Below are 17,008 nucleotides of genomic sequence, written 5' to 3'. Positions count from 1 at the left end.
GATCAGGTGCTTCCGGCGAGCTGTACGCCCACCTCGGTGAGATAACGATCGGGGCTGCCGAGATACGCGCTCCAACTGAGCAGCCGCTTGAGGTAGAGGTGCGCATCGTGTTCCCAGGTGAAACCGATGCCGCCGAAAACCTGAATCGCGGTGTCGCCGACGGCGGCCAACCGGCCGGCGAAAGCTTTGGCCCGCAACGCCGCCAGGTGCCGCTGCTCGGGACACGAGTCGGCGGCCCACAGTGCGTGCACCACACCGCTGCGCGCCAGCTCCACCGTCTCATACATGTCGACGCAGAGATGTTGGACGGCCTGGAAAGACCCGATCGGCTGGTCGAATTGCCTTCGCGTCTTGGCATATTCGACGGTCATGTCCAGCACGGCCCGCGCGGCCCCGAGTGCGTCGGCGGCCATCGCGATGAGGACGTCGTCGATCACCGCGTCGATGGCGTCGGGGGTCAGCGTACCGAGCCGCTGTGCGCCGGCGTTGTCGAAATCGACCCGAAACTGCTTGCGGGTCTTGTCGATACCGCGCTCGGGTGTCATGGTGACGCCGGGGTCGGTGGTCTCGACCGCGAACAGCGCGGTGCCGTCCTCGTCTTCGGCAAGGACCAGCAGCAGATCGGCCGCCGCCGCGTCGGGCACCGTCAACGGCGGCGAGCAGACACAAACGCCCCCGTTTCGGGACGAAATGAGGGGCTTTTGTGACTGCTCGGCCAAGACCGCAACCGTGGTGCCGTCGGCGATCCCGCGCAGGATCCGCCCGGCCGGATCGCCGCCGAGACGGGTCAGGATCCGCGCGGCCGCCACGGCAGTGGACAACCAGGGGCCCGGGTGCAGCGCGGCGCCGAGTTCTTCGGCGACGATGCCGGCCTCCACCATCGTCATCCCGGCGCCGCCGAGTTCGTCCGGCACCAGCAGGCCGGTGGCCCCCAGCTCGGCCAGGCCGCGCCACACCGCATCGGTGGTACCGGTGGGATCGTCGAGCAGCAGACGCACATGCTCCGAAATCGGTGCCCGCTCAACGAGAAATCGTCGCACCGTGGCACGCAGGGCGAGTTGCTCTTCGGTCAGTTCGAGGTTCATCGGCGCGGCAACCCCAGGACGCGCTGTGCGGTGATGTTCTTGTTGATCTGACTCGTGCCGCCGGCGATGGTCAGCGACCGCGACGACAACCGGTAGTCGGCCCAGTGGCCGTGCACGCCGCGGGTGCCCAGTACGTCGAAAGCCAGAGCGGCCAGGCTCTGCCCGACCTCACCCCATACGGTCTTGGCCAGGCTGGCCGCCGCAAGTGCCTGCTGCTCGGATCCGCCGTGCAACGTCGCGGAAATGCCGCGCAGGCAGAGCACTTCCAGATACTTGATCCGCACGCCGAGTTCACCCAGCCGGCGCAGCACTACCGGGTCCTGCAGCGCGGCGCCACCATCCACCGCCGCCAGGTCGGCGATCAGCTCGTCCAGTCGCACATGCAATTCGGCGTAAAGCCGCGCCGCACCGGCACGTTCGTGGCTCAGCGTGGTGGTGGCGACCTGCCAGCCCGCGTTGAGCGGCCCGAGCAGCGCGTCGGCGGGCACCCGCACGTCGTGGAAGAACACCTCGGCAAAATCGGTGTCGCCGTTGAGGGTCACCAGCGGACGCGCCTCGATGCCGGGCAGCGTCATGTCCACGATCAGGCACGAGATGCCCTTGTGTTTCGGGGCGTCCGGATCGGTGCGGACGTAGAGCTGGCACCACTTGGCCTTATGGCCCAGCGAGGTCCAGATCTTCTGCCCGGTGACCACGAATTCGTCGCCGTCGCGAACCGCCTTGGTGCGTAGTGCGGCCAGGTCGGAACCTGCCTCGGGTTCGGACATGCCCTGGCACCAGATGTCGTCGGCTCGCATCATCCGGGGCAGCAGGGTGGTCTTCTGCGATTCGGTGCCGTACTGCATGATCGCCGGCGCAATATTGTTCATCCCGATCACATTGAGCGGCAACGGCGCTCGCGCCCGGGTGGTCTCCTCGGTGTACACCAGTTGTTCGAGGACGGTGGCACCGCGGCCACCGTATTCCCGCGGCCAGGCGACGGCACCCCAGCCCGCGTCGGCCGCGGTCGCGTCCCAGGCGCGCAGCTGTTCGAATACCGCGTCATCACGGGCGGACGGTCGCCGGGCGGCGCGCAATTCGTCGGTCAGATTCGTCGACAACCAGTTGCGCAACTCGTCGCGGAAGCGCTCAACTTCCACCGGGTATGAGAAGTCCACGTTTCCTATTCGACCCCATGCGATCGGCTACGGCCAAGCCGAACTCTACGTTGGAACAGATATTTGGTCAATCACGGCGGATCCCCGTCGGTGGAGCGACTCTCGTTGACTGCGCCGCGACCCGACCTTACGGTGGAACAGATATTTGGTCATCGAAAGGTGGTGGTCGCGGGTGGGGAAGGACGCACCAGTAGGTGCGGGGCTGGGCATGCTCGCCTCCGCCCTGGCCGGTCGTCCGGTAGCGGTCGTGGCCCTGCAATCGGGTGCGGCGGCGTGGACCGATGGCCAGACGATCTATCTGGATCCGTCGGACACCGTCCGCCGTCAGCGCGAGATGGTTGCGGTGCAGGCCTCTTTGATCGCGGCGGGCAGCCTCCAACCCGAGGTCGTGCGAGCACTGGTCCGGCACCGACGACTGGCCAACCGCTATCTGTCGATCGAAGCACACCGCGCCCTGGTCGCCCACCGCGACCTGTTGCCGACAGCGCTGGCTTCCCTGGGTGATCGCGACATCGCCGATCGCAGCGACTCGCCGGCCGCTTCATTGCGAATCGCCGAAGGACGCACCGTGCTCGACGACCCCGCGCAAGTATTCGGTGTTTTCCGCGCCGCTAAGGTGCTGGCCGCGTGCGAGCGGCAGGTGGAAGCCACGGAACAGGCTGGCGCCCAACATGTTCCGCGGAGCACGAAGGCGCAGGAGCCGGAGCGGCTCGAGGAGCAGGACGACGATGAGATCGACGATTCCGACGATCCCGACCTGTTCACCAGCCCGGTCGGCGGCGGCGGTTTCATCGGCAAGTGGCTCAAGAAGATGCTGTCGTCCGCACGCAAGACCGGCGGCGGGGGCGGACCGCCCGGCGCGGACGACCCGACGCATCACACCGACTCCGGAAAGCGCGGGGCGTACGCCGTGTCGTCGCTGGCGTCGACGTCGAGTGAGGACGACCGGATTCATCAGGCGCAGGCCGGCGGTGCGCGATATCCCGAATGGGATGCGGGCAACAAACGCTATCGGCCTGCCTGGTGCACCGTGCGCGAGGTCGAACCCACGATCAAGGCCGCCGCCACCCAGGCGATCGACGGCGCGATCTTCGTGCGGCGTCCACTGTCTCGACTCGGCATGGGTCTGCACCGCCGCCATCGTCAGTCGCAGGGCGACGACATCGACATCGACGCAGCGGTGGAGGCCCGCGTCGAGATACGGGCCGGCTCGGCGCCCGAGGAAGCGGTGTACCTGGACAGTCTGCGGCGACGGCGGGACCTGTCGGTGCTGTTGTTGCTTGACGTGTCAGGGTCGACCGCCGAGCCCGGCACGGTGGGGCGCACGGTGCACGAGCAGCAGCGCGCGGCGGTCGCCAACCTGGCCGTTGCGCTGCACGACCTGGGGGACCGGGTGGCGCTCTACGCGTACTACTCGCAAGGGCGGGGTGCGGTGAACATGGTGCCGGTCAAGCGGTTTGATGACCATTTCGACACGCGCGTGATGAGACGGCTCAACAGCCTGGAGCCGGGTGCGTATTCACGGTTGGGCGCGGCGATCCGGCACGGTTCGACGGTGCTGGAGGCGCGCGGCGGCACGGCGCGACGGTTGCTGGTGGTGTTGTCCGACGGCCTGGCCTATGACCACGGCTACGAGCGGCCCTACGGTGCGGCCGACGCGCGCCGCGCATTGTCCGAAGCGCGTCGGCGAGGCACCGGATGCGTGTGTCTGACGATCGGCGCGGGAACTGATGTGCAGTCGTTGCGCCGTGTTTTCGGCAGCACCGCGCACGCGACAATCGCCCGCCCGGATCAGCTCGCCGGAGTGATCGGTCCACTGTTTAGGTCCGCCCTGCGCGCCGCGGAGGTCCAGCGCCGCGTGTCATGATCTGTTGTCCCAGAACAGCGTTCGCGTGTTCACGCCGATCGGTACAGCAGCGGCCCTCGCACTTGAAACAAACATCTGTTCCGGCTACGCTGCTACCTACGGCGGGAGAAGGGAAGCCATGGCCAACGAGTCCGGACTCGCTTACCGGAACGGCGCAACCCCTGAGGTGAAGAACTTGCGGCCCTACTACAAGGCGGTCGGCCGGGAGGAGGCCGTGTTCAAAGCGGCGTACCGCCAGGGCCTGGCGCTGGTCCTGAAAGGCCCGACGGGCTGCGGCAAGACCCGGTTCGTCGAAGCGATGGCACACGACCTGGGCCGGCCATTGATCACCGTCGCCTGTCACGACGACCTCACCACTGCCGATCTGGTCGGGCGGTATCTGTTGCGCGGCGACGAGACGGTGTGGGTGGACGGCCCACTGACCCGGGCGGTGCGCGAAGGCGCGATCTGTTATCTGGACGAGGTGGTGGAGGCTCGGCAGGACACCACGGTGGTGTTGCATCCGCTCGCAGACTACCGGCGGCAACTGCCCATCGAGCGGCTGGGCGAAACGCTGGACGCGGCACCCGGATTCGGTCTGGTGGTGTCGTACAACCCCGGCTACCAGAGCGTGCTCAAGGATCTCAAGGACTCGACGCGCCAACGTATGGTCGCCATCGAATTCGATTTCCCCGCACCGGATGTCGAAGAGGGGATCGTGGCGCACGAGGCGGGGGTGGATGCGGACACGGCTGCCGAACTGGTGCGATTCGGACAGGCCATCCGCCGGCTGGAGACCGGTGGACTCCGCGAGGTCGCCTCGACCCGGGTGCTCATCGCAGCCGGCAGGCTGGTGGCGGAGGGGCTGAGCATGCCGGAGGCGGCGCTGGCCGCGATAGCCGGACCGCTGACCGACGACGCGGCAGTGGGTAAGGCCCTGGCCGAGATGATCGAGGTGTACCTCGGCGCTGCCAACGGGGCTGGCAATTGACGCCGCATATCACCGGCGTTAGGGTCTGAACAAATATTAGGTTTGTGATGATTGCGGTCCCACGCAGTCGTCCGGGGAGGTCAGATGTCCTACGAAAGCCAGGCGGAACCGATCAAGGTCGGCTACCTGATGGATTTCAAGCTGCCGCCGGGCTTCCCGGAGGACCTGTTCGCCTCCTTCACCCAGACTTTCGACCTCATCTTCGAAGAGGCCGTCGCCCAGGGCCTGATGGACCGTCCGGTGCAGATGATCTACCGCGAGGTCGAAGGTCTACCCAAAGGTTCGGTGAAAGCGGTGATCGACGCCTACGGCGAACTCGTCGACGAGGGCTGTCTGGTGGTCTTCGGTCCGAACATCACCGACAACTGCGTTCCGTTGCGCGAAGCGATCGAGGAGCGATTCAAGGTTCCGGCCATCAGTGTGACGGGCACCGACGACTGGCTGGGGGAGTGGACCTTCGCGTTCCCCCAGGGCTCGATGACCGACGAGCCCATCTTCCTGGCCGACCTCATCGCGAAACGCGAACTCACCGAGATCGGGGTTCTGGTGGAGCAGAGCCTGATCGGTGAGAGCTACCTGAAGAACCTGCGAAGTGCCTGTCGGCGCAAAGGGATTCGAATCGTCGCCGAGGTGACGGTGGCACAGACCGCCCAGGACATCAACGAGGCGGTGCGAACCCTGCACGAGGCCAAGTCCGAAGCGATCGTGCACCTGGGCTTCGGCTTCGGGATCGTCTTCATCAATCCCGCGTTGCAGGCCGTCGACTGGGACCCGCCCCGCTTCACCACCACCGCCTGGCAGAACGCGTGGGTCAACCCGATCATGTGGAACGCGTTCATGGGCTGGACCGGGGTGGACCAGTACGACGAGGCCAACCAGATCGGGCAGGACTTCCTGGACGCCTATGCGCAGAAATACGACGGCAGTCGCCCCGAATTCTGTGTGACCGTGGTGAATCGCGATGTCGCCGCCACCCTGGTGCGGGCGTTCACCGATGCCCACCCGCTGAGTCCACGCGGGGTCAAGGAAGCACTGGAGCGGGTCAAGATGATGCCTGCGGCCTCCGGCGCGCCCGGCACTCGGGTGTCGTTCGGCAAGTGGACCCGTCGGGCGTGGATGGGCGCCGGCTATCTGGTGGCGCGAACCCTGGACGCCGATGGGGTCAACTCGCATTTGGTCGATCGGTTCGGAGAGTGAGGCGCGCCAGCGATGAGTACTGATCAAACCGTTGTGGCAGAACAGAAGTCACCCGCGCTGGCCGAGAAGCGCAAGTGGGGCGGCTGGGTCGCGGGCGCCGCGCTGGCGGCGTTCGCGCTGTTCTTCATCGTCAACTGTCGCACCGCCCTTGATCCGCGGGTGGCCAACCCCAACGTGCAGGGCCGGCCACGCCCCGTCGAATTCATGTTCGGCCTGGACTACATCACCTTCCTGGACAGTGCTACCGCGGTGGCGTTGGTGGTGCTGCTGGTGGTGTTCATCAGGGGATGGCGACGCAATCCGGGCAGTCCGGCGATGCTGATGTTCCTGTGCACCACGCTGATTGTGTGGCAGGACCCGATCATGAACTGGGCGCCGTTCGCGGTCTACAACCCCGACCTCATCCACTGGCCGGAGTCCTGGCCGCTGGTGTCGTTGTCGCCGACGGTGGAGCCGTTCGTCGTCTTCGGTTACGTGATGTTCTATTTCGGCCCGTACTTCCCGGCGGTGTGGATTCTGCGCAAACTGCAGGCCAGGAAAGGGCCCCAGCATTTCGTGTCCAAGCACCCGTTGGTCAGTTTGGGTCTGATCACCTGTGCGATCGGCTTCGTGATGGATGCCTTGCTGGAGAACACCCTTGTGCACTGGGGCATGTACATCTACTCGCAGGTGATTCCGTGGGGATCGGTGTTCACCGGGACCACCTTCCAGTTCCCGCTGATCTGGGAATCGTTCTCGGTGACCTTCGTGATGGTGCCCGCGGCGATCCTCTGCTATCGCGACGACACCGGAAAAGCTGTGGCCGAAAAGCTGGCCGCGAAAGCGAAGCTCTTCCCGAGTAGACCGGTGCTGGGCACCTTCCTGGTCATGTTCGCCATCATCAACGTGTCCTACTTCGCCTACGGCGCTTGGTTCGCCGCCATCAAAGCCAGCGGGTTGGCCACGTCGGTCGCCTGTCCGTGGCCGTACCCGGAAGCCAAAGTGTATGACCCGCAGGGCTTTTACGAGAAGGCCGGTGCCCCGGGACCGTACTCGGTGGGCATCTGGTCGACGTGGGCGAGTGGGATGCCGAACGGACGGCCGCACGTCGACCCGCCGCCGCCGGGTGAGGGCGCGTGCGCCGTCGGGCAAGGCACCGACAAACATGGCTGAGCCGCGCACCGTCGTCATCACCGGGGCGTCCCGCGGGCTGGGATTCGCCTCCGCGGTGCGGTTGTACCGTGAGGGGTGGCGCGTTGTTGCGGCCATGCGATCGCCAGAAGCGGCACTTGCGGTGCTGCGACAGGCCACCGGGGCGACACCGGAGGACGACCGGCTGATCGGGGTGGAGCTCGAGCTCACCGACGCCGCGTCCATTGCGGCGGCTGCAAAGTCGATCGAAGCAGCCGTCGGCGCTCCGTATGCGCTGGTGCACAACGCGGGCATCTCCGCCGCCGGAATGGTGGAAGAGACCGATATGGCGTTGTGGCAGAGGATGTTCGACACCAGCGTCCTGGGACCCGTTGCGCTCACGCAGGCGTTGCTGCCCTCGATGCGCGCCGCCGGACAGGGGCGCATCGTGCTGGTGTCCAGCGCCGCCGGCGTGCGCGGACAGCCTGCCACCGCGCCGTATTCGGCGGCCAAGGGCGCACTGGAGCGTTGGGGTGAAGCCATGGCCTGCGAGGTCGCGCCATTCGGCCTCGGCGTCACCGTCTTGGTGTCCGGCACCTACGACACCGACATCATTACCGACGCAGGCACCATCGACGACCGCGACTTCAGTGGGCCGTACGCCCGGTTGCACACCACGATGGACACCCGCGGGCGCTTTGCGATGAAACTCGCCAGGCCGCCCGAGCGCTTCACCGACGGACTGGTTAAGGCACTGGACGACCGGGTGCCGTTCCGGCGCCGCGGGGTGGGGCCGGATGCGTCAATGTTGTTGGCGTTGAGCAGGATTCTGCCCGCAGCAGGTATGCACCACATGTCGCGGGTCATCCTGGGCATACCGAGACAAGGGGCTATGCAGGACGGGGTATGGCCGTTGACGATCGATCAGCGCGCCATGGTGTTCGCGGCACGGGTGCTGCCGCAGTCGGTACTGCAGCGCCTGGCGGCGCGCCGCCGGGAGGCAAGTGATGGGGAGGATGCGCATGGAACAGCTGTTTGACGATCTGGACGACTTCGGCGCTTTCGACGACGCGATCTCGGGAGACGTCCGCGACCCGTACACCGAACTGGCGAGGCTGCGCCGCGAGGAGCCGGTACAGCGCCTCGAGACGTCGGGGGCGCTGCCGCACGAGGAATCGCTGCCGATGTTCATCGTGTACCGGCACGAGGACATCCAGCAGATGTTGCGCGACAACGAAACCTACTCCTCGGCAGCGGTCATTGCGGCCTTCGGTCCGGTGCTCGGTGACCGGGTGATGCTCGGCATGGACGAGCCGGTCCACGGCCGGCTGCGGTCGCTGGTCTCCAAGGCGTTCTCCCAGAAGTCCCTGGCGCGCTACCAAGACGAATTGGTCGCCCGGGTGGCCAACAGCCTGATCGACGAGTTCGCGCCCAACGGCAGGGCGGATCTGGTCAAGGAGTTCACCTTCGACTACCCCAGCCAGATCATCGCGGGGTTGCTGGGCCTGCCGGAAGAGGACTACCCGCAGTTCCAGCGGTGGTCGATCTCGCTGCTGAGCTGGCTGATGAACCCCGAGCGCGGGCTCGCCGCCGCCGCGGCGCTGTGTGAGTACTTCGCGCCGATTCTCGAGGCTCGGCGCGCCGAGCCGAAGGACGATCTGATCAGTGCCCTCGGCGCGGCCGAGATCGACGGGCAGAAGCTCGCCGACGAGGAGATCTTCTCGTTTCTGCGCCTGTTGCTGCCGGCCGGCGTGGAGACGACATACCGGTCGCTGGGCAGTCTGCTGCTCGCACTGCTGAAAGACCCCGCCCAATTGGAAGCGATCCGCGCGGACCGCTCGCTGCTGCCGCAGGCGATCGAGGAAGGCGTGCGGTGGGAGTCGCCGCTGCTCACCATCACCCGGGTGACCACCCGTGACACCGAATTAGGCGGGGTGGCCATCCCGGCCGGTGCCACGGTGATGCCGATGCTGGGTTCGGCGAACCGGCAGGAAGACCGGTACGACGACCCGGACACGTTCAACATCCACCGCCCTCCCAAGGCGAATCTCGGCTGGGGACACGGCGTCCACGTCTGCCTGGGTATGCACCTGGCCCGGCTGGAGATGCGCACCGCGATCAATCTGCTGCTGGACCGGTTGCCCAACCTGCGGCTGGACCCCGACGCCGACGACCCGCACGTCCGCGGGCAGGTCTTCCGGTCGCCCACCTCGGTTCCGGTGCTGTTCGACCCCCGGTAGCGGACCCCGCAGCGGCCGCAACTTGCCAATCGGCTAGTTTCCGGTAAGGCTCTCCGTAGCCCCTCGTACGAGTCAGAAGAGAGTGACAGGTATGACTGAAACTGTAAAGGTCCGGTTTGAGCCGAAGATGATGATCGACGGCAAGCTCGTCGACGGTCAGGCCGGCACCTTCACCAACATCAACCCCGCCACCGAGGAGCCGCTCGGCGAGGTCGCGGATGCTTCCAAGGAGGACATGCAGCGGGCCATCGACGCCGCCCGCCGGGCGTTCGACGAGACCGACTGGTCGACGAACCGCGAGCTGCGCAAGCGCTGTCTGTTGCAGCTGCACGACGCGATCGAGGAGGAGAAGGAGGAGCTGCGCGAGGAGCTCATCCTCGAGGTCGGCGCGCCCCGGGCGATTACGTTCGGCCCCCAGCTGGACGCCCCGCTGGCCGACGGGCTGAAGTATCCGGCCCGCCTGATCGACGAGTACGCGTGGGAGACCGACCTGGGTGACCGGGTGATCAGCCTGACCGGCACGAACACCACCATCAAAGTCTGGCGGGAGCCGGTGGGCGTGGTCGGCGCGATCGTGCCGTGGAACTTCCCGTTCGAAGTGACCGTCAACAAGCTCGGCCAGGCGCTGGGCGCCGGCAACACCGTGGTGCTCAAACCGGCGCCCAATACGCCGTTCAACGCCACCCGGCTGGGCCGGCTGATCGCCGAGAAGACGGACATCCCGGCCGGCGTCGTGAACGTCGTCACCGCATCGGATCACCTTGTCGGCGAAGAACTTACGTTGTCGCCCAAGGTCGACCTGATCTCCTTCACCGGTTCGACGGTGGTCGGCAAACGGATCATGGAGAAGGGTGCCGCCACCATGAAGCGGCTGTTCCTCGAGTTGGGCGGCAAGTCGGCCACCATCGTGCTGGAGGACGCCGACTTCGGGATGGCCTGCGCGATCGGCATCGCGCCGTGCATGCACGCCGGGCAGGGCTGTGCCAACCCGACCCGGATGCTGTTGCCGCGATCCCGCTACGAGGAGGGGGTGGCGATCCTGAAGAGCATCTACGAGAACGTCACCTGCGGTGACCCGCAGGACCCCGGCACCTTGTGCGGCCCGGTGATCTCGCAGGTGCAGCGCGACCGCGTCATGGGCTACATCCGCAAGGGTGTCGAAGAAGGGGCCACCGCGCTGGTCGGCGGACCGGATGCCGAGACCGGCTTCGACAAGGGATTCTTCGTCCGCCCAACGCTTTTCACCGACGTCGACAACTCGATGACGATTGCCCAGGAGGAGATCTTCGGCCCGGTGCTCTCGGTCATCCCCTTCGACGACGAGGAAGACGCGATCCGCATCGCCAACGACAGCAAGTACGGGTTGGCCGGCAACGTGATGTCCGGATCGCTGGATCGCTCGCTGGCCGTCGCGCGCCGGATCAAGGCCGGTTTCATGGGAGTCAACGGCGGCGCTCCGTATGCGGCCGACGCCCCGTTCGGCGGATACAAGGACAGCGGGGTGGGTCGTCAGAACGGCGTCGTCGGATTCGACCAGTACACCGAGGTCAAGACGGTGGGGTACCCCGCGGGCTGAGCCGGCGGGCTCAGCGAAGCTGGGTCGTGTCCAGGATTGTGCGCGCGACGAGGTCGGGATCGTCGAGCATCGCGACGTGACCGACATCGGGCAGGATCCGGTATTGGGCCTGCGGGAACAACTTTCGCGCGCGCGCACCGTTGACGGCGGGCGGGAAGATCCGGTCGCGTGCCGCCCAGGCCAGCACGACCGGGCAAGGCAGCGGGTGCATCGGCTCCAGTTGTTCGTCGCTGCTGAGGAGGTCAGTGCGGGCAGTGCAGCCGAGCAGGTCGTCGGCGAGGTCGACGAATTCTTCCGGAGTCAGACGGTTGCCGTGAACAACGTTGTCTCGCAGGGCAATTCGCCGTACGAGCGGGACTCGTGCCGCGACCGGGAGCACCTGCCTGGTGTGCTCGGTGAGCCAGACGACGCGCCGCAGCGCGGTGGTGGCGTGCTGCTGGTCGCCGGTGCCCGTCGTCCAGCAACCGGCCGGCGACAGCGCGCACACCGTTCGTGCGCGGTGCCGGCGGGCGAGTTCGAGCGCCACCCATCCGCCCATCGAATTGCCCGCCAGATGTGGACGGTCGAGCCCGAGTTCGTCGAGTGCCCGTTCGGCGTCGTCGACGACGTCAGCGATCCGGACGGGTCTGGCCGTCGGGTTGCGGCCACCCCGGTGACCGAGTGCGGTCAACGCGATCGCCTCGTGTTGCTGCGCCAATAACGGCACCACCCGCCGCCACATCAACTCGCTGCCGGTCACGCCGTGCAACAGCACGACCGGCTCACCCGATCCGTGTCGAATCAACGGTCCGAGGCGTGCGGGACGTCGGTGCGGTCTGCCCAGCCTTGCGGGAGTTCGGCGGGCGCCCGGTCAATCACTGACTCGTCGTCAGTACCGACCTGCTCGAACAGGGTGATGTAGGCGAATTCGGGTACGACGAAGATCGGGTAGGTCGGTCCTTGATCGCGGTACGCGTGCATCTCGTCGAGATGGTCATTCTGGTAACACACCGTGCGTTCGCCGTGTTGACGGATCCACTGCGGGAAGAAGATGACGCCGTGCAGTCGCCGCTTGCCGGGCATGACGTTGACGGCCACGCTGGTGCCGGTGGGTTCGGTCCACGAGATCTTGAAGCTGTCGGAGTCCAGTTGCACCAGGTCGACCTGTTGGCCTTTGACCCAGCGGCCACCGACGTGTCCGGTGTGGATCCGGTAGTCGATGGTGTGCTGATTCTTCACGTACATCTCGTACTGCCAACCGTTGGCGTAGGTGTAGATGAACCGGCAGCCCAGGATTCCGGAAAGGTCCTGCGCGGGAACAGGATTGGCCACGGATGGCATGGTGGGACTCCGTTTCGTCGAGGGTGCGTCAGGTCTGGACCGACACGCCCCCGAATCTACCGCCGCCCAGCCCGAGTCCAGGACGGACCGCTACTCGGCCGGCAGCGGCCGTTTCAACGTGCACACGATGCTCCACTCCAGCAGGCGGTCCCCGCCCTTGTCGTAGTCCTTGAAGTGGTGGGCCACCTGGGTGCGTTGCACCGAGGAGCCGACGATCTCCCATCCCTGCGCACCCAGCGCGTTCGCGGCGTGCCGTGCCTCTTCGATCACCGCTTCCAGCGACTCATTTTTATGCGAGATGAACGAGCTTTCCCACCGGGACACGGGTGCGGGAGTGGTCATGTGGCGGCACCCTACTTCGCCGGCCCTGCACGAAGTGAACGAAACGTGACCGACGCTCAACGCGCGGACGAAGACCTGGTCTCGTCGACCGCCGGCCTACCGTGCGCTCCTCGGCGTGACCGCCGTCACCAACACCCGCTAAACCCACCCCGCCACCGGACCGTGCAGCGTGCTGGTCGACAATCGAAGAAATAACACGTGTCAAAGGAGACATCCCCATGGCTGAAGCAGTCATCGTCGAAGCAGTGCGTTCCCCGGTCGGCAAGCGCAACGGCGGGTTGTCCGGGGTGCACCCGGCCGAACTGTCCGCGCAGGTCCTCAACGGTCTGGTCAATAAGGCAGGCCTGGACCCCGAACTGGTTGACGACGTCATCTGGGGCTGCGTCATGCAGGCCGGCGAGCAGGCCCTCGACATCGGCCGGACCGCTCTGCTGACCGCGGGCTGGCCGGAGACCGTGCCGGGGGTGACCGTGGACCGCCAGTGCGGATCGAGCCAGCAGTCGGTGCACTTCGCCGCGGCCGGCGTGGTGGCCGGCCACTACGACGTGGTGGTCGCCGGCGGTGTCGAGTCGATGTCGCGCACCCCGATGGGTGCCTCGCTGGCCAACGGCGGACGTCCCTACCCCGAGGGATTCCTGGGCCGCTATAACGGCCAGATCCCCAACCAGGGCATCGGCGCGGAGATGATCGCCGAGCAGTGGGGTCTGTCGCGGCAGACCCTCGACCAGTTCTCTCTCGACTCACACGAAAAGGCCGCGGCCGCACAGGATTCCGGTGCCTTCGACGACCAGATCGTGGGCATCAAGGACAGTGAGGGGAACGTCGTCCTCAAAGACGAGGGCATTCGCCGCGGCACCCCGATGGAGAAGATGGCGTCACTGAAGCCGGCCTTCAAAGAGGACGGCGTCATCCACGCCGGCAACTCCTCGCAGATCTCCGACGGCTCGGCGGCCCTGCTGTTCATGTCCGCCGAGAAGGCCAAGGAACTGGGCATGAAGCCGATCGCCAGGGTGCACACCGCCACGCTGGCCGGTGCCGACCCGGTGATCATGCTGACCGCGCCCATCCCGGCCACCCAGAAGGTGCTCAAGCGCTCCGGGTTGTCCATCGGCGACATCGGCGCATACGAGGTCAACGAGGCGTTCGCGCCGGTACCGCTGGCCTGGCTGAAGGACATCGGCGCCGACGAGACCAAGCTCAACCCCAACGGCGGCGCGATCGCGCTGGGCCACCCGCTGGGCGGCTCCGGCGCCCGGATCATGACCACGCTGCTGTATCACATGCGGGACAACGGGATTCGTTACGGACTGCAGACGATGTGTGAGGGCGGCGGGCAGGCCAACGCCACGATCCTCGAGCTGCTGTGACGGACGTGCCGGGCGCTCTCACCGAGCGCCGCGGCAATGTCCTGATCATCACGATCAACCGGCCCGAGGCGCGGAACGCGATCAACGCCTCGGTCAGCATTGCCGTCGGTGACGCGCTGGAGCAGGCACAGCACGATCCCGCGGTGCGGGCGGTGGTGATCACCGGGGCGGGGGACAAGTCGTTCTGCGCCGGTGCAGATCTCAAGGCCATCGCGCGTCGGGAGAACCTGTACCACCCCGATCACCCGGAATACGGCTTTGCCGGCTACGTCCACCATTTCATCGACAAGCCGACCATCGCCGCGGTCAACGGCACAGCGCTCGGTGGTGGCACCGAGTTGGCGCTGGCCAGTGACCTCGTGGTGGCCGACGAGCGCGCCCAGTTCGGGCTGCCCGAGGTCAAGCGCGGGCTGATCGCCGCGGCGGGCGGGGTGTTCCGGATCATGGACCACCTGCCGCGCAAGGTGGCGATGGAACTGCTGATGACCGGGGAGCCGCTGAGCGCGGCGGATGCATTGCGGTGGGGTCTGATCAACGAGGTGGTCGGTGAAGGTTCGGTGTTGGACGCGGCGCTGGCGCTGGCCGGGCGCGTCACCGCCAATGCGCCGCTATCGGTGCAGGCCAGCAAACGCATCGCCTACGGCGTGGACGACGGCGTCATCACCGGGGACGAACCCGGCTGGGACCGCACCGTGCGGGAGATGAAGACGCTGATCCGCTCCGAGGACGCCAAGGAAGGGCCGTTGGCGTTCGCGGAGAAACGGGAGCCGGTTTGGCAGGCGCGCTAGGGGCGGACAGATCCTGATCAGTTGCACTCGGGAAGTATGCGGAAGTCCCGGCATTGATTGTGACATCAGGGCATTGCGAGTGAGTCCAGGGTGGGATTTCGTCGATTTTTCCACCGTAGTTGCACCGGCAATGCCAAGATTTCACGTGCGATAGAGAAGCGCAGAGACCACGCGTCGGGGACCGGCGCTCAGGATGCCAATGTGTTGACGCCCCAACGGAATAACGGTGGAACCAGCGTGCAGGCCGGCACGATCGCGCGTCGGGCCGGCCACGGTGTGCTGGCCAGCACCAGACCCCGGGTGAGCCAGCGGTAGTCGCGGGTGACGCGGTGCCAGGCGCGTTCGTAGGAGGCCGGTGCGTCCTCGACGATCGCGCGTACCGCCTCGGCGGCCTGCTTGACCGCCAGGCTGATGCCCTCGCCGGTCAGCGCGTCCTCGTAGCCGGCAGCGTCGCCGACCAGCAACACCCGCCCGGACACCCGCCGCGAGACCACCTGCCGCAGCGGCCCGCACCCCCGGGCCGGTCCGCGCACGGCATCACGCAGGTGCGGGGCCAACGTCGGGAACCAGTCGATGTCGGGCCGCTGCCGGGACAGAATGGCCACTCCGACCAGATCCGGTTCCACCGGCGTGACGTAGGCCTCACCCCACCGCGACCAGTGCACCTCGACGAACTCCGACCAGGGCGCCACCCGGTAATGCCAGCGCAGGCCATGGCGGCGCGGGGTGCCCGTCGTCGCCGCGATGCCGACGGCGCGGCGCACCGCTGAATGCAGCCCGTCGGCGCCGACCAGCCACTTGGCGCGCACCCCGGCGGCGCTCACCCCGTGTGCGTCCTGCTGCACAGAGCTGACCTTCGTCCGAATCCATTCGGCGTCTTGCTCTTTGGCGCGCGCCGCCAGCGAGGCGTGCAGTGTGGTGCGACGCACCCCGCGCCCCGGACCGGTGCGGAAATGCGCTTCCGCGCGGCGGCGCTCGGTGACGTAGGCGATGCCGTGGAACGGCAGGCCGGCCGGGTCGACGCCCAGCGAGGTCAATTCGGCCAGGCCGCCGGGCATCAGGCCCTCGCCGCACGCCTTGTCGATCGGGCCCTCCCGCGGTTCGGCCACGATCACCGAAAGCCCCTGCGCCCGTGCGTGCAACGCGGTAGCCAGACCTCCCGGACCGCCGCCCACGACCAGCAGATCCGCGTCGTAGCCTGTCACGTGTAACCCAGGGCCGCGTTCTCGACCCGCACCCGGACCACCAGCAGGGCGGCATTGACCAGCGTGAAACACAACGCGGTCAACCACGCGGTGTGCACCAGCGGCAGCGCGACTCCTTCGGCGACGACGGCAACGTAATTCGGGTGATTCATCAACCGGTACGGGCCGCGCTTCACCAGCTGCGCATGCGGCAGCACGATCACCCGGGTGTTCCAGCGTTTGCCCAGCGACTTGATGCACCACCAGCGCAGACCCTGGCACAGCGCCACCACCACCACCATCGGCCAGCCGAGCCACGGGATGAACGGCCGGTGCAGCGCCCACGGTTCGACCAGGCAGCCGATCAGCAGCGCGGTGTGCACGGCCACCATGACCAGGTAGTGGCCGCGACCGAATTCCTTGGCGCCCTGGACGAAAGACCACTTCGCGTTGCGCTGCGAAACCAGCAGTTCGGCAAGGCGTTCCAGCACGACCGCCAGGATCAGCAGTTGATACACGGCTCTACCATCGCTTCACCAGGCCGGGCACCGATTCCGGGTCGACGGGCGATGCCGCCGCCACTGTCGTCCCGATCGAATGCCACCAAGCTATCTTTGCGCTGCCTGGTCCGGGAACCTAACTCGGCCCCCAGTATCGACTGGGTGATCAGGGTCACGATGCCGGGCCGGTCCGGGTCCAAACGACGTCCTGACCTGCGTCGATTTGCGACGGCTCGTGGCGGGGTACGTAACAACGGGGACTTTCGGGGCGACGAGATCGCCGACATTCGACGGATAGGTAGACA

General features: G+C 66.8%; 16 protein-coding genes. 9 read left to right on the top strand and 7 right to left on the bottom strand.

All coding sequences use genetic code 11. The annotated features are described in order from the left end of the window. Window positions 1-2 precede the first annotated feature (2 nt). Together AC5Y3Z_RS21815 and AC5Y3Z_RS21810 are read right to left on the bottom strand one after the other, a co-directional pair. Window positions 3-1,085, bottom strand: coding sequence for an acyl-CoA dehydrogenase family protein (locus AC5Y3Z_RS21815; RefSeq protein ID WP_463826786.1), 1,083 nt, complete (start codon window positions 1,083-1,085; stop codon window positions 3-5). Continuing rightward, window positions 1,082-2,242, bottom strand: a complete 1,161-nt coding sequence (locus tag AC5Y3Z_RS21810) for an acyl-CoA dehydrogenase family protein (protein ID WP_463826785.1) — start codon at window positions 2,240-2,242, stop codon at window positions 1,082-1,084. The genes AC5Y3Z_RS21815 and AC5Y3Z_RS21810 overlap by 4 nt, the downstream gene beginning before the upstream one ends. A 208-nt stretch (window positions 2,243-2,450) precedes the next feature. Here AC5Y3Z_RS21810 and AC5Y3Z_RS21805 point away from each other — a divergent pair, with 208 nt between their 5' ends. The 7 genes from AC5Y3Z_RS21805 (at window position 2,451) to AC5Y3Z_RS21775 (ending at window position 11,202) form a co-directional block, all read left to right on the top strand. Further along, on the top strand, window positions 2,451-4,109 hold the full coding sequence (locus tag AC5Y3Z_RS21805) for a nitric oxide reductase activation protein NorD (RefSeq protein WP_463826827.1): 1,659 nt from the start codon (window positions 2,451-2,453) through the stop codon (window positions 4,107-4,109). A 118-nt stretch (window positions 4,110-4,227) separates the two neighbouring features. Continuing rightward, a complete protein-coding gene (locus AC5Y3Z_RS21800) occupies window positions 4,228-5,079 on the top strand; it encodes a CbbQ/NirQ/NorQ/GpvN family protein (RefSeq protein WP_463826784.1) in 852 nt (283 codons plus the stop codon). Window positions 5,080-5,163: 84 nt separating this feature from the next. Further along, window positions 5,164-6,276 (top strand): ABC transporter substrate-binding protein, encoded by a 1,113-nt coding sequence (locus AC5Y3Z_RS21795; RefSeq protein WP_463826783.1) that lies wholly within the window; start codon window positions 5,164-5,166, stop codon window positions 6,274-6,276. Between the two features lie 12 nt (window positions 6,277-6,288). Beyond that, on the top strand, window positions 6,289-7,428 hold the full coding sequence (locus AC5Y3Z_RS21790) for a spirocyclase AveC family protein (protein WP_463826782.1): 1,140 nt from the start codon (window positions 6,289-6,291) through the stop codon (window positions 7,426-7,428). Next, a complete protein-coding gene (locus tag AC5Y3Z_RS21785) occupies window positions 7,421-8,425 on the top strand; it encodes an SDR family oxidoreductase (RefSeq protein WP_463826781.1) in 1,005 nt (334 codons plus the stop codon). The genes AC5Y3Z_RS21790 and AC5Y3Z_RS21785 overlap by 8 nt, the downstream gene beginning before the upstream one ends. Beyond that, window positions 8,409-9,626 carry a cytochrome P450 gene (locus tag AC5Y3Z_RS21780; RefSeq protein ID WP_463826780.1) on the top strand — a complete coding sequence of 406 codons (1,218 nt, stop codon included), beginning with the start codon at window positions 8,409-8,411 and terminating at the stop codon, window positions 9,624-9,626. Before AC5Y3Z_RS21785 ends, AC5Y3Z_RS21780 begins: the two co-directional genes overlap by 17 nt. A 91-nt stretch (window positions 9,627-9,717) precedes the next feature. Next, on the top strand, window positions 9,718-11,202 hold the full coding sequence (locus AC5Y3Z_RS21775; protein WP_463826779.1) for an aldehyde dehydrogenase family protein: 1,485 nt from the start codon (window positions 9,718-9,720) through the stop codon (window positions 11,200-11,202). 10 nt (window positions 11,203-11,212) lie between these two features. Here the strand turns inward: AC5Y3Z_RS21775 and AC5Y3Z_RS21770 are convergent, their stop codons facing one another. The 3 genes from AC5Y3Z_RS21770 to AC5Y3Z_RS21760 form a co-directional block, all read right to left on the bottom strand. Continuing rightward, window positions 11,213-11,956: an alpha/beta fold hydrolase gene (locus tag AC5Y3Z_RS21770; RefSeq protein WP_463826778.1), complete on the bottom strand. Its 744-nt coding sequence runs from the start codon at window positions 11,954-11,956 to the stop codon at window positions 11,213-11,215. A 26-nt stretch (window positions 11,957-11,982) separates the two neighbouring features. After that, window positions 11,983-12,522: a phenolic acid decarboxylase gene (locus AC5Y3Z_RS21765; RefSeq protein WP_463826777.1), complete on the bottom strand. Its 540-nt coding sequence runs from the start codon at window positions 12,520-12,522 to the stop codon at window positions 11,983-11,985. Between the two features lie 90 nt (window positions 12,523-12,612). Next, window positions 12,613-12,864, bottom strand: a complete 252-nt coding sequence (locus tag AC5Y3Z_RS21760) for a hypothetical protein (protein ID WP_463826776.1) — start codon at window positions 12,862-12,864, stop codon at window positions 12,613-12,615. Between the two features lie 218 nt (window positions 12,865-13,082). Here AC5Y3Z_RS21760 and AC5Y3Z_RS21755 point away from each other — a divergent pair, with 218 nt between their 5' ends. Then, window positions 13,083-14,231, top strand: a complete 1,149-nt coding sequence (locus AC5Y3Z_RS21755; protein ID WP_463826775.1) for a thiolase family protein — start codon at window positions 13,083-13,085, stop codon at window positions 14,229-14,231. Next, window positions 14,228-15,019, top strand: a complete 792-nt coding sequence (locus tag AC5Y3Z_RS21750; protein ID WP_463826774.1) for a crotonase/enoyl-CoA hydratase family protein — start codon at window positions 14,228-14,230, stop codon at window positions 15,017-15,019. Before AC5Y3Z_RS21755 ends, AC5Y3Z_RS21750 begins: the two co-directional genes overlap by 4 nt. Before the next feature lie 188 nt (window positions 15,020-15,207). On the opposite strand, the gene AC5Y3Z_RS21745 is transcribed toward AC5Y3Z_RS21750, so the two are convergent. Beyond that, window positions 15,208-16,224 carry an NAD(P)/FAD-dependent oxidoreductase gene (locus AC5Y3Z_RS21745; RefSeq protein WP_463826773.1) on the bottom strand — a complete coding sequence of 339 codons (1,017 nt, stop codon included), beginning with the start codon at window positions 16,222-16,224 and terminating at the stop codon, window positions 15,208-15,210. Beyond that, the gene (locus AC5Y3Z_RS21740) at window positions 16,221-16,721 is read right to left on the bottom strand and encodes an isoprenylcysteine carboxyl methyltransferase family protein (RefSeq protein ID WP_463826772.1); all 501 of its coding nucleotides are present in this window, start codon (window positions 16,719-16,721) and stop codon (window positions 16,221-16,223) included. Before AC5Y3Z_RS21740 ends, AC5Y3Z_RS21745 begins: the two co-directional genes overlap by 4 nt. Between the last annotated feature and the right edge of the window lie 287 nt (window positions 16,722-17,008).

This window comes from Mycobacterium sp. NGS61, assembly GCF_059812325.1.
This window is presented reverse-complemented; position numbering and strand designations above follow the sequence as displayed.

What these genes read in the sequence shown, in the direction of transcription:
- AC5Y3Z_RS21815 (WP_463826786.1), bottom strand. Translation starts at nt 1,085, where the DNA reads ATGAACCTCGAACTGACCGAAGAGCAACTCGCCCTGCGTGCCACGGTG.
- AC5Y3Z_RS21805 (WP_463826827.1), top strand. Translation starts at nt 2,451, where the DNA reads ATGCTCGCCTCCGCCCTGGCCGGTCGTCCGGTAGCGGTCGTGGCCCTG.
- AC5Y3Z_RS21800 (WP_463826784.1), top strand. Translation starts at nt 4,228, where the DNA reads ATGGCCAACGAGTCCGGACTCGCTTACCGGAACGGCGCAACCCCTGAG.
- AC5Y3Z_RS21795 (WP_463826783.1), top strand. Translation starts at nt 5,164, where the DNA reads ATGTCCTACGAAAGCCAGGCGGAACCGATCAAGGTCGGCTACCTGATG.
- AC5Y3Z_RS21790 (WP_463826782.1), top strand. Translation starts at nt 6,289, where the DNA reads ATGAGTACTGATCAAACCGTTGTGGCAGAACAGAAGTCACCCGCGCTG.
- AC5Y3Z_RS21785 (WP_463826781.1), top strand. Translation starts at nt 7,421, where the DNA reads ATGGCTGAGCCGCGCACCGTCGTCATCACCGGGGCGTCCCGCGGGCTG.
- AC5Y3Z_RS21780 (WP_463826780.1), top strand. Translation starts at nt 8,409, where the DNA reads ATGGAACAGCTGTTTGACGATCTGGACGACTTCGGCGCTTTCGACGAC.
- AC5Y3Z_RS21775 (WP_463826779.1), top strand. Translation starts at nt 9,718, where the DNA reads ATGACTGAAACTGTAAAGGTCCGGTTTGAGCCGAAGATGATGATCGAC.
- AC5Y3Z_RS21765 (WP_463826777.1), bottom strand. Translation starts at nt 12,522, where the DNA reads ATGCCATCCGTGGCCAATCCTGTTCCCGCGCAGGACCTTTCCGGAATC.
- AC5Y3Z_RS21760 (WP_463826776.1), bottom strand. Translation starts at nt 12,864, where the DNA reads ATGACCACTCCCGCACCCGTGTCCCGGTGGGAAAGCTCGTTCATCTCG.
- AC5Y3Z_RS21755 (WP_463826775.1), top strand. Translation starts at nt 13,083, where the DNA reads ATGGCTGAAGCAGTCATCGTCGAAGCAGTGCGTTCCCCGGTCGGCAAG.